Raw genomic sequence first — 12757 nt, 5'->3', positions numbered from 1 at the left:
CGCGGGCAGGTGGGGGCGCGACGAACTGAGCCGCCGATGGTAGCAGAGCGCCCGGACTGGCCATGGTGCGCCGCGCCAGTGGCAATGGTGTGGCAGATGAAAGCTTGGAGGGCAGGGCGGCTTGCCTGTAAACTTGGCGGCTGCATGGCCCCGTAGCTCAGCTGGATAGAGCGTCCCCCTCCTAAGGGGAAGGTCGCCCGTTCGAATCGGGCCGGGGTCACCATAATCAATGGCTTAGGCCATTCGGCGCATAGCGTCTACTCCACTGTTTTCGGCATATCCATGCCGTTTGGTCACAGTAGTCACAGTCGGTCTGCGTCTGCGAATCTATCTGGCAGGAAGCCGAGCGCGCGGGGTGTCCTTCATGAGCGTGGCGCGAATGGCGGCGAGCCTTTCCGCCGACGTTCGGGCGGAGCGCATCACGGCATCGATGCCAGGCTTCCAGCGGGTCAGCTTTTCGGTTTCGTGGTTCCAGTGGAGGATGTCCCGTATCGCGACGCCGTCCACAACCCGCATCACCAGATGGTTGCCGGTTCCATTCGACGCGAGCGCCACAAGATCAAGTGATCGAAGGTGCATTCCCCACGCACCGCGCAGGTTCTCATACGTGACCGATCCGGCCGTCTTCCGCGGGTTGCCAGGGTCAAAGACCGGGAAAAATCGCCACCCACCCGGTAGCTCGGTGCCGTTGTGCGTGAGCCAGACGGCCCTGAGTTCAACTGGAAACACAACGCACAGCTCCCGCTCTGCCTCATCAATGAGCGCCGCAGTGGCAACGGTGGTACCTCCCGGCATCGTCGTCTCCTTTGTTCGGGACTGCCGATTGTACGAAACGAGCATCGGGCCGGGGTTGCCAAAATCAATGAGTCAGGCAAGCGCAGTGGCGTGCAATTCCCACTGTTTCCCGCATATCCACAGGATTTGGTCCCAATGGTCCCAGCGGCGCCGGTCAGTACCGGAGCTTCGCCACGGCGCCATCATCGCCTTCAGGCGTCAAATGGGCGTAGTACTTCTCGGTCTTGGCGTAATCAGCGTGCCCGGCCAGGATCTGCACCCTTCGCAACGGCACCCCGGCCATGACCATGTGGGCGCAGAAGGTGTGCCGTAGCCGGTGGAGGCTGCCGCCGATTCCCGCACGCTTGGCATCCGAGGCGAACCAGTCGGATACCGTGTCCTTGTGCACGGCGACGAGCGGATCGGGTAGGTGGCGCAGCGCCCAGCGCGCATACCGATTCAGTGGCACCTCGCGCCACTTGCCCGACTTCGTGCGTCCCTGGTCATCTTCGTCCGGATCGCTCTCGACCCTGAGCCTGCGCCCGGCCACCGAGTCCTTGCCCAGTCCGACCAGCTCCCCGCGGTACAATCCCGTGTGGGCCATGAACACCCATAAGGGGCGCCCGGCGGGGGTTCGCACGGTACAGCTTCCGCATCGCCGCCCGGTCGTAGATCCGCGGCGAGCTGAAGCAGCCGCGCGACGGCAGCCAGCACTATCTGATTCACAAGATCGGCCATCTGATGATCGACAACGTGGAAGGTTGGGAGCAGCTGGACCCGCATGACGCTGTGAAGCGTCTGCCCACGTCGGGCGCATGGACGCGCGCCCGCAACAGCGCCGGCGCCATGGATTACGTCCTGCAGCCTGTCCAGCCTTCGCAGTTTGCCGTTGTTGCCGGCTGGCTCGACTCACCTGAGGCGACCCTGCGCTGGGCAGGTCCCGGCATTCCCTTCCCCTTGCCTGCCGAAGCCTTCGCCGCTGCATTGGCGTTGCCTTCGCGTCCGGGCTGGACACTGCAGGATGCCGACGGCACCTGCCTGGGCTTCGGCCAGTATTGGCAGACAACACCTGACAGCATGCACATCGGGCGCATCATCGTGTCGCCGCAGGCGCGCGGCCGTGGCCTGGGCCGGGAATTGATGACCGCATTGTGCGCCGAAGCCCTTCGCAGCAGCGCTGCCGTGCAACTGACGTTGAAGGTCTATAGGGACAATCAGGCGGCCGTGGCGCTGTACCGCGACCTCGGCTTCGTCGCCAGCGAAGACGCCTCCACGCCTGAGCTGCTGTTCATGGCATGCCGTACAACCTGAGCGGGAAAGGGCAGGGCTCTGCACTCCCGCTGCACATCCTGTGCACGCGCTGCTGCAAGCGGACTCGGCAGTCTGGTGCCGTCCCCATCGGTTGCCTAGGAGCGCCCCCATGAATACCCCCGGCACCCCCAAGCCTTCCTGGCGCCAGCGCAACGTGCTGCTGACCGTCGCCGCCGTGCTGCTGGTGATCGTGCTGATCCTGCTCTTCGTTCCCTGGTAGAAGTGCGGTGGCCGCCAGGCGCGGCGCGATCCCCCTTCCACTTCAGCTCCCGCCGGTAGCCCATGGCCCGGCGGTTTTTCCGTGTGCGCCCCCGCCGGACGCGTCGCTCCGGCTCCGAAAATGCGTGACGAATTGCCGGAAAGGGCGGTCCGCCTGCCGGATCCGTGCACGAGGCACGGGAGGGCGGTTGCTACAACTGTGTTCGTGGGGCCGGCGCCAGATTTGGCAAACTTAAATGTGACCTGCATCACACAATTGTTCGTATTGTGTTATCTTCGTCACAGTTTTGCGAACCTGACCAACAGGGTCCAGGGACGGTTGTAGTCGCCACGGAACCGGCAGACACGCATTCGTACGCGTCTCCGGGTCCGGCAGAACCCTCCCCGGTACCCACTGAACAGCGGCTCCCCTGTGGGGCTGATGACGGGGAAAAACCAACATGTGGCAGTCGACGACGTCGCGCATCAGCGCGGGCGGTGAATCCGTTCATCCTGAAAAAAGTGCACATCCCGGCCGGACCGGGCGATGGCTGGCCGCCGGTCTGCTGTTGCTGCTGCTGTCGGTGGTGCTGCCATCGTCGGCCTGGGCTGCGGCCTACGCGACCGGCGGCACCAGCCCGTACCGCAACACGGTGCTGTGGCTGACCTGGGGGGGCGGCACGGACCTGGGCACTGCCGGGGTCACGCTCAACAATGGTGATACCTCGTCGATCTCGATGCCGGTGGCCGCGGGCATCAACCTCAGTGTCAGCTGCAGTCTGGCCAACATCAGTGGCGGCGGACTCCTGCAGAGCTATCGCCCGGGCAACTTCAGCGGCGACAGCCTGGACGACCTGTACAACGTCGGTGGCACTGGCGGCGCGAATCAGCTGATCGCGGGCATCTCGCGCAGCACGGGTACATCCTCTTTCGAAATCAACTGCGTCTCGACCCTGGGCGGCGCGCCGTATCGCCTGCGCGGCGTGGTGATGGCCGACGCCGAGTCGATCAACAACAGCGGCGAGTTCGTCGAAGCCAGTGCACTGGGCACCTGGAACGTGGTGGAGATGCGCAAGAACCTCAGCGCAGGTGCCTACAACGTGACCAAGTCCAGCAGCGGCGGCAACAGCGTGATCCGCTTCGGGCCGGGCAACGACAACAACACCGCTGCGGTCACCTTCCTCAACTTCGACAACGCCGCACACGCGCCGGGCAACCTTGCGGTGAACATGGGCTTCTCGATGCGCGGCGGCGGCACCACCGCCATCGCCATCGGCCTGCTGGTGCCGTATGCCGACTTCGGCGATGCGCCGCAGAGCTACGGCGACGCCATGCATGTGGTGGACGATCTGCAGTTCCGCCCGGATGGCCTGCCGGTCAACGCCACCCCCACCAACATCAACACCGCAGGCTATACGCCGGGTGGCCTGGCACCGCCGCTGACCGATTTCCTCGGCACGATGGGTCCGGATACCGAGCAGAAGAGCAGCTACAGCGCCGATGCGAAGGGTGACGACAACTTCCCTTCGGGCAATCCCAACGAAGAGAACGCCTGGCCGGCGAGCTATGTGCTGACGGTGATGCAGGCCGGTACCCAGATCAGCCAACCGGTGGCGTGCGTGGGCAGCGGCAGCGTGGCCGGCTGGATCGATTTCAATCGCAACGGCACATTCGACCCGGGCGAGCGCAGCAACATCGCTGCATGCAGTGGTGGCGGGGCCAACCTGAGCTGGACCGTGCCCGCGCAGGTAAGCGCAGGCAGCAGTTACGTGCGCCTGCGCTATGCGACCAATGCGGCGCAGATCCAGCAGCCGACCGGCGTGGCCGACGACGGCGAAGTGGAAGACCACCTGATCACCATCACCGCACCCGCGCTGAAGGTGGTGAAGAGCAACAATGCCACCGGCGGCATCTGGAACTACGGCCAGGCCGGCACCCAGTACACGCTGACGATCAGCAACACCACCAACGTGCCGACCGGCAATCCGCCGAACGTGCCGGCGGGTGTCATCACTGTGCGCGACCAGTTGCCGGCAGGGATCGTCCCGAACTGGACCGGTACCCTCAGCAGTGGCAGCTGGAGCTGTACGGCGAGCGGCCAGGCGGTGAGCTGCACCAGCAGCCAGGTACTGTCGGCAGCCGGCACCGCCGGTGACAGCAGCAGCTTCACCCTGCCGGTGACCGTGTCCGCATCGGCAAGCGGCCTGTTGCGCAACCACGCCAGCGTCGGCGGTGGCTACGATCCGTTCAATGGTGGCAATCCGCCCGCACCGGGCGAGGCCTGTACCGATGCCAACCATTGCACCCGCAGCGATGTGACCGTTCCGGTTACACGGGTGAGCTACGCGAAACGCTCCAACATCGCCGGTCCGGTGGCGGTGGGGGCGACGGTGAGCTACACCGTGGATGTCACCATTGCCGACGGCAACAGCCGCGACGTGCTGACCCTGACCGATACCCTCGGCACCGGTCTGGATTTCGCCAGCGTGACCAACGCGGGCGGCTTTACCTGCAACGCGGCCAATCCGCTGGTGTGCACGCTGCCAGCGGGCACCGTGCCGGGCACCTACAGCCTGACCTATGCGGCCACCGTCAACGCGCAGGCCAGCGGCCAGGTGGTCAACACGGTGGTGGGCACCGGCACCGACTCCCACCTGCAGCAGCAACTGCACCACCACCACGCCGGTGGCGGCGCCGCGCATCTCGGTGTCCAAGGCAAGCACTACGGCCGGCCCGGTCGCAGTGGGCGACAGCGTTGCCTACACGGTGAGCGTGGTCGTGGCCGATGCGCGCACCACCGCTGCCGTCACATTGACCGATACCCTGGGCACTGGCCTGGACTTCGGCAGCATGACCAATGCCGGCGGCTTCATCTGCGTGCCCGGCAATCCGCTGGTGTGCACGCTGCCCGCCGGCACCGTGCCCGGCAGCTACGCGTTCTCCTATACCGGCGTCGTCAACGCACAGGCGGTTGGCCAGGTGCGCAATGCCGTAGTGCCGAGCGGTCCGGACAATCCGTCGTGCGTCGGCAGCTGTGATACCACTACGCCACTGGCCAGCCCGCAGGTCAGCTACGCCAAGCTGGCCTCCACCGGTGGACCGGTACGGGTGGGCGACAGCATCGGCTATACGCTGAGCGTGACCGTTGCGCGTTCGCGCACCACCGATGTGGTCACCCTGACCGATACGCTGGGCAGCGGCCTGGACTTCAGCAGCGTGACCAGCGCGGGCATCTTCACCTGCAATGCCGCCAATCCGCTGGTGTGCACGCTGCCTGCAGGGACGGTGCCGGGCACCTACAGCCTGAGCTACTCCGCCACGGTCAATGCGCAGGCCAGTGGCACGGTGCGCAATGCCGTGCTCGGCACCGGCACCGACACGCCCTCGTGCACGACCAACTGCGATACCACCACGCCGGTGGCGACGCCGGGCGTGAGCTATGCCAAGTCGGTGAACAGTGCCGGCCCCGTGTCGGTGGGTGACAGCCTGGCCTACACCTTGACCACGGTGGTGACCAACTCGCGCACCACCGACGTGGTGACGCTGACCGATACGCTGGGCAGCGGCCTCGATTTCGGCAGCGTGACCAGTGCCGGCGCCTACACCTGCAACGCGGCCAACCCGCTGGTGTGCACGTTGCCGGCCGGCACTGCGCCAGGCAGCTACAGCCTGTCGTACTCCGCAGTGGTCAACGCCCAGGCCACCGGCCAGGTGACCAACGCGGTGCTCGGCAGCGGTGGCGACAACCCGAGCTGCACCGTCAACTGCGATACCACCACCCCGGTGGCTGGCAGCCAGATCGACTATCGCAAGACCTCGGCCGCGGCCGGCTCGGTCAAGGTGGGTGACAGCATCGCCTACACCCTGACCGCTGTGGTCAGCCGCTCGCGCACGACCGCTGTATTCACCCTGACCGACACCCTGGGGCAGGGCCTGGACTTCGGTTCAGTCACCGCCACCACGGGCTTCACCTGCAATGCCGCCAACCCGCTGGTGTGCACGTTGCCGGCCGCCACCGCACCTGGCACCTACACGGTGAACTACACCGCGACGGTGAACGCGCAGGCCAAGGGCAGCGTCAGCAACGCCGTGCTTGGCAGCGGCACCGGTACCAACACCTGTGCCACCGACTGCACCACCACCACCCCGGTGCTGGCGGCGACGGTCACCTACCGCAAGTCCTCCAGCACGGCATCGCCGGTCAACATCGGCGATGCGGTGGACTACAGCGTCGAGGTGGTGGTCGCCAACTCGCAGACCACCGACGTGTTCACCCTGACCGATACCCTGGGCGCAGGCCTGGACCTGCAGTCGGTGACCCAGCCGGGCGCCTTCACCTGCAATGCCAGCAATCCGCTGGTGTGCACGTTGCCGGCAGGTACCGCACCCGGCACCTACACGCTGGGCTACCGCGCGCAGGTCAACGCGCAGGCCAGTGGCAGCGTCCGCAACGCGGTGCTGGGCAGTGGCGGCGATACCCCCAGCTGCTCGGGAACCTGCAGCACCGAGCACGTGCTGGCCGAGCCGCGCGTGGTGCTGGAAAAATTGTCCGGCCCTGCAAGTGGCAGTGAAGTGCGTCCGGGTGACCGGTTGCGCTACACCCTGCGGGCCACCGTAGAGCGCGCCTCGCTGCGCCAGCCGTTGCAGCTGCTGGATACGCCCGATGCGGGCCTGAGCGTGGACACGCTGCCGGCAGGCTGCGTGCAGCAGGGCACCGACATCGTCTGCACCCTGCCGGCCGGTACGCCGGTGGGGCAGCATGAATTCGTCTACCAGGCCATCGTCAACCAGGAAGCACGCACGGAAGTGCTCAACCGCCTGCGCGGCCAGTACCCGGATGGCTCGCCGCCACCGGAATGCACCACCTGCGAAACGCGGCACAAGGTGATCTCGGACTTCGCGCTGCGCATCACCAAGACTGCCAACCCGCGGCTGGTGAAGGTGGGCGACCTGGTGCGCTACCAGCTGGTGGTCGAGAACGTCGGCAGCAGCCATTGGCGCGACGGCGTGGTGGTCGATACGCCGCCGCCGGGCTTCAGCTATGTGGATGGCTCGATGCGCGTGGCCGACGACGACGGCGCGTTCTCGCTGGGCGGTAGCCAGACCCCGCTGCGCATCGGCGCGGTCGACATCGCCGTGGGCCGCAGTGCCACCATCACCTACCTGTTGCGGGTGGGCGCGGGCGTGCGTGCCGGCAACCACATCAACCAGGCCGTGGCTACTGCCGGCGACGGCACGCCGCTGTCGAACGTGGCGACCGCAGAGGTGCGCATGGATGCCGACCCGCTGCTGGAAGACAGCCTGGTGTTCGGCACCGTGTTCGATGACCGCGACGGCGACGGCTGGCAGGACAGTGCGGAACTGACCGGTGTTCGCGTGCAGGGCGGTTTCGCGCCTGCCGCGTACGTGCCGGGTTCGACAACGCTGGATCGTGGCGATGGACCGCAGCCGTTGGCCGATGCCAGCGCGCCCCTGCTGCATGGCGTGCAGGTGGGCGTGGTACACGGCTTGGCGTCTACGTCGGACACGGTCGAGAGCCATCAGGTGGTGATCCGCCAGCGCCTGCGCGAACTGTCCTTCACCGATGATTTCGTGCTGGAAAGCGCCCAGGGCCATCGCCTGCAGCTGGATGCGCAGGGTGTGGCAACCGTGCAGCGCAGTGGCGAGGCGGCCAAGGGCCTGACCGCAGCCGAGCCGGCCGTGCATCGCGAGATCGCGCGGGTGGCCGAGGGCTATGAAGTGGCCTACGTGATCAGCAACAGCGGCATCCAGGAGCAGGGCATTCCCGGCGTGCGCCTGGCCACCGTGGAGGGCCTGCTGATCGAAACTGATCCGTTCGGTCGTTACCACCTGGCCGATGTGCACGGTGGCGATGCGCGGTTGGGCCGCAACTTCATCGTCAAGCTGGACCCGGCAACAGTGCCGGCGGGTTCCAGACTGACCACCGAGAATCCGTTGCTGCGGCGGGTTACCCAGGGCGTGCCGACCCGCTTCAGCTTCGGCGTGCGCCTGCCGCCGTCGCCGCAGGCGTCCGCCGAGCGCGCCGAACTGGCCTTGGGCGAAGTGTTGTTCGCCCCGGGCAGCAGCGAGCTGCGTGCCAGCTATCGTCCGGTGCTGGCGAAGATGGCCGAGGTGGTCGATCGCTATCAGGGCGGTGACGTGGTGATTGCCGCCAACGGCGAAAGCCAGGCATTGGCCTTCGCCCGTGCGGTGGCCGTGCGTGATGCGCTGCAGGCCGAAGTGGCTGAAGGTTCGCGCGCTGGCCTGACGGTGCAGCTGCGTACCGACGTGCGCGATCCGCACTCGCTGGTCGCTGGCGTTGATGCCGGCGGCGCGCTGCTGGGCAACGTGCTGTTCGACACCGACAAGGCGGTGATCCGCGAGGAGTTCAAGCCGCTGCTGGCCGCCATCGCCGCGCGCCTGGAGCAGATGGGGGGCGGCCAGGTCAGCCTGGTCGGCCATACCGATGTGCGTGGCGGCCACGCCTACAACCAGGCGTTGGGCCTGCGCCGTGCCAATGCCGTGTTCGAAGCGCTGCGCGTGCAGCTCAGCCCTGCCGTGCAGCAACGCCTGCGCGTGCGCAACGAGGAGACCGCCGCCACCCGCGCGGCGGCCCACCAACAGGAGGCCCGCCGATGAGCGCCCATCACTCTGTCGTCCGGCGTCCCGCCCGCCTGCACCGCGCTGCGTTGTACCAGGCACTGCTGCTGGGTCTGGCAGCAACCGCACAGGCCGCGCCGCCGCCGGGCAACGACGCGTCCATCGATGGCGCGCCCATCCACTGCGAGGGCAACCAGTGCAGCGCCGAGGGCGACCTGCTGTTCACCCTGCGCTCGCGCAGCTTCGATGAGCCGGTGACCGAAGGCACGTCGACGCGCTCGTCATCGCAGGTGCTGCAGCCGGACCGGCGCGTAAGCGTGGCGCTGGACGAGCCGGGCAAGGCGACCGTCCGCGGTGAATTCATGATCCGCCTGCCGGAAGGTGGCGCGATCTGGGCCACCGAAGACCCGGCCATGGGCCAGCCCGAGCTGTCGATCTCGGCGCCGGGCATGGTGGCGTTCGACCAGGGCCGCATCGTGCGTCCGGTCGAATTCTTCGTGCGTGGCAACTACACCGCGTTCATCAAACGTCTGGAGGTCAGCCTCTACCGCGGCAGCGACAGTGACCGGGTCGCGCCATTGGCGACCTTTGAACTGCCTGTGGCTGCGGTCGGGCAGGGCAGTTGGGACGGTACGCTGCCGGCGTCCACGCCGCTGCGTCGTGGCGACCGCCTGGTCTATGTGCTGCGCGCGTACGATGCCGAGGGCAATGTCGATGAGACCTCGGCACAGTCCATGCAGCTGGTGACGCTGGCCGAAGTGGAGCGTGGCAACCAGCAGCTGCGTGACGCCCTGGAAGATCGCCGCGGTACTGCCGTCGATGCCAACCAGGCCGCTTCGTTGTCGCTGCTGGAGCAGGTGTTCGACAGCAATGGTCTTCGCCAGCAGAACATCCCGGTGTACGGCTCGCGCGTGCGCCTGCGGGGCCGTGACCTGCCGCTTGGCGCGGCACTGAACATCAATGGCGAAAGCTATCCGCTGGACCAGGACCGCAAATTCGCCGCTGAATACCTGATGCCGATCGGTCACCACGTGTTCGACGTGCGGGTGGAGCGGCCCGACGCGCCGGCGATCGCACGCACGCTGGAGGTGGATGTCAGCGGCAGCTATCTGTTCGGTGTGGGCCTGGCCGATGTCACGGTGTACCAGAACAAGGCCAGTGGTGCGGGCCGCGATGTCGCCCGTGGCGAGCGCGATGACGATGTGCTCAGTGACGGGCGCCTGGCGTTCTATTTGAAGGCCAAGACGCGTGGCCGCTATCTGTTGACGGCGCAGGCCGATACCCAGAACCGGCCGCTGGACGAACTGTTCACCGGTTTCACCACGGCCGATCCGCAGGACCTGTTCCGCAGCCTGGACCCGGACCTGTATTACCCCACCTATGGCGACGATTCGCTGACCCAGCGCGACGTCGACAGCATGGGCCGCTTCTACCTGCGCATGGACTGGGACAAGAACCAGGCGCTGTGGGGCAACTACAACACCGGGCTGAGCGGCACCGAGTACGCCCAGTACGTGCGTTCGCTGTACGGTGCGGCGCTGTCGTGGCGCTCACGCGGCGCCAACGCCTGGGGCGATGCGCAGACCGAACTGCGTCTGTTCGGTTCGCAGGCCGAGACCGCGCCGGGCCACAGCGAGTTCATCGGCACCGGCGGCAGCCTGTATTACTTGCGCCACGCCAGCATCCTGCGCGGCTCGGACCAGGTGGTGCTGGAGATCCGTGACCGCACCACCGGCCGTGTCGAACAGCGGGTGTCGCTGGTGCGCGGTGCCGACTACGAGATCGACGCGCTGCAGGGGCGCATCCTGCTGACCCGGCCGCTGGCCCAGGTCAGCCGCGAGAACCTGCGCCGGATCAGCCGCGACGTGCCGCTGGATGGCTACGAGCAGCGCCTGATCGTCGACTACGAATGGGTGCCGACCGGCTTCGACAATGACGACATCACCGCTGGCGTGCGTGGCAAGCACTGGTTCGGTGATCACGTGGCGGTGGGCGCCACCTATGTGGACGAACAGCGCGCTGGGCAGGACTATTCGCTGCGCGGTGCGGACCTGACCCTGCAGGCCGGGCGTGGTACCTACCTGAAGGTCGAGCACAGCCGCAGCGAGGCGACCAGTGCGCCGGTGTTCTTCTCCGACAACGGTGGCCTGAGCTTCACCCGCCTCAACCCCGAGGGACCGCGCGAAGGCGAGGCGACCGCGGTGGAGGCACGGGTGAACCTGCGCGAGCTGGGCTGGACCCAGCGCGACTGGAGTGCCGGCGCCTGGTGGCGGCAGGTCGAGGGAGGGTATTCGGTGGGTCGCTTCGACACCGGCCAGCGCGTGCGCGAACAGGGCGCCGAACTGCTGGGCTATGTGACCGACGATTTCAGCCTGTATGCGCGTTACAGCGAAGCACGGCGTGGCAATGAATCGTTGATCCAGGCCCAGGCCACCGCCGAATGGCGGATCGGTGACAACGACCGCGTGTCGGCCGAGCTGCGCCGGGTGCAGGAAGACCGCGGCATCGGCAGCAATGCCGGTGTGCTGGCGGCAGCGCGCTACACCCATCGCATCGGCACCGCGCTGGACATCTATGGTGGCGGCCAGCTGACCGTCGATGACGATCATGGCCGCTACGCGGACAATGATGCGGTGGTCGCCGGTGGTACCTACACCTTCGCCAACCTGTCCACGATCGGCGCGGAGGCGAGCGATGGTGATCGGGGCAGTGCCGCGCAGGTCAATGCCGAGTACAAGCTGACCCCGCAGCACAGCTTCTATGGTGCGTTCACCCAGTCCACCGATCGCAGTGAATACGACCCGCTGTTCAGCCCGAATGCGCAGGATGGCTGGACGCTGGGCCAGCGCTGGCGCCTGTCCGACCAGGTCAACGTGTTCAACGAGAGCCAGTTCCTCAAATCCGGCCAGGAATCCGGCCTGGCCAACACCTTCGGCATGGATTTCTATCCGGCGGTGGGCTGGAACGCGGGCTTCACCCTCAGCGACGGCAAGCTGGATGCGAGCAGTGGCCAGGTCGATCGCAAGGCCGTCAGCCTGTCCGGCGGCCGCACGTCGCCGGGTACCGACTGGCAGAGCAAGCTGGAGTGGCGTCGCGACACCGGTGCCGAGCGCCGCACGCAATGGGTCAGCACCAACCGCCTCAGCCACCGTCTCAATGACAGCTGGCGGATCGCTGCGAGGTTCAACTACGCCGACACCGACGATGCGATCAACCCGGTGGCCGGCGCCCGCTTCATCGAGGGCAATCTCGGCTTTGCCTACCGCCCCTGGGACAATGACCGCTGGGCGCTGTTCGGCCGCTACAGCTATCTGTACGACCTGTCGACGATGGGCCAGGTCAACGGCGTGGACTACGACCAGCGTACCCAGGTGTTGTCGCTGGAAGGCGTGTACCGCATCGACCAGCGCTGGGAAGTGGCGGCCAAGCTGGCCCGCCGCGAAGGCGAGGTCCGCTATGGCCGGGGCACCGGTCCGTGGTTCGATTCAGCCACGAACTTCGGCGCCGCGCAGCTGCGCTATGACCTGTACTACCAATGGCATGGCCTGCTGGAGTACCGCCTGCTGGACGTGCGTGATGGCGGTCGCCGGCAGGGTTGGCTGGCCGGCGTGGACCGCGACGTCGGCCGCAACTTCCGGGTTGGCGTGGGCTACAACTTCACCGACTTCAGTGACGATCTGACGAAGTTCGACTACACCCACCGCGGCTGGTACCTGAACCTGGTGGGTCGCTATTGAGGACTGGGCAACGCCAGGCCATGCCTGGCGGGGCCGCGGCGGTCGCCACCCAGCCATGCCTGGCGGGCCCGCAACGGCCGCTACCCAGTAGTGCCAGGCCACGCCTGGCAGGGCCGCGGCGGTCGCTACCCAGTAGT

Annotated in this window: 6 protein-coding genes and 1 tRNA gene; 5 read left to right on the top strand and 2 right to left on the bottom strand. The window is 66.9% G+C overall.

Annotated elements, in window-relative coordinates; genetic code table 11:
• Nucleotides 1-146 precede the first annotated feature (146 nt).
• A tRNA-Arg gene (locus tag BW38_RS11695) sits at nucleotides 147-223 on the top strand.
• A gap of 104 nt (nucleotides 224-327) precedes the next feature.
• Here BW38_RS11695 and BW38_RS0120635 read toward each other — a convergent pair.
• Nucleotides 328-795, bottom strand: coding sequence for an SMI1/KNR4 family protein (locus BW38_RS0120635; protein ID WP_025874882.1), 468 nt, complete (start codon nucleotides 793-795; stop codon nucleotides 328-330).
• Nucleotides 796-949: 154 nt separating this feature from the next.
• On the bottom strand, nucleotides 950-1378 hold the full coding sequence (locus BW38_RS21105; protein WP_235189933.1) for a tyrosine-type recombinase/integrase: 429 nt from the start codon (nucleotides 1376-1378) through the stop codon (nucleotides 950-952).
• 137 nt (nucleotides 1379-1515) lie between these two features.
• Between BW38_RS21105 and BW38_RS11705 the strand changes: the two genes are divergently transcribed.
• The 4 genes from BW38_RS11705 to BW38_RS11715 all read left to right on the top strand — a co-directional run bounded on the left by BW38_RS11705 (nucleotide 1516) and on the right by BW38_RS11715 (nucleotide 12620).
• Nucleotides 1516-2085, top strand: coding sequence for an N-acetyltransferase (locus tag BW38_RS11705; protein WP_313116018.1), 570 nt, complete (start codon nucleotides 1516-1518; stop codon nucleotides 2083-2085).
• Between the two features lie 659 nt (nucleotides 2086-2744).
• Nucleotides 2745-5321, top strand: coding sequence for a CshA/CshB family fibrillar adhesin-related protein (locus tag BW38_RS22090; RefSeq protein WP_235189931.1), 2577 nt, complete (start codon nucleotides 2745-2747; stop codon nucleotides 5319-5321).
• Nucleotides 5203-8922, top strand: a complete 3720-nt coding sequence (locus tag BW38_RS22085) for an isopeptide-forming domain-containing fimbrial protein (protein WP_235189942.1) — start codon at nucleotides 5203-5205, stop codon at nucleotides 8920-8922. Before BW38_RS22090 ends, BW38_RS22085 begins: the two co-directional genes overlap by 119 nt.
• Nucleotides 8919-12620, top strand: coding sequence for a TonB-dependent receptor (locus tag BW38_RS11715; protein ID WP_032976090.1), 3702 nt, complete (start codon nucleotides 8919-8921; stop codon nucleotides 12618-12620). The genes BW38_RS22085 and BW38_RS11715 overlap by 4 nt, the downstream gene beginning before the upstream one ends.
• Nucleotides 12621-12757 lie beyond the last annotated feature (137 nt).

This window comes from Stenotrophomonas sp. RIT309, assembly GCF_000632045.1.
Classification (GTDB): Bacteria; Pseudomonadota; Gammaproteobacteria; order Xanthomonadales; family Xanthomonadaceae; genus Stenotrophomonas; species Stenotrophomonas indicatrix.
Note: the sequence above shows the minus strand (reverse complement) of the source record. Positions and strands in the feature narration are given on the sequence as shown.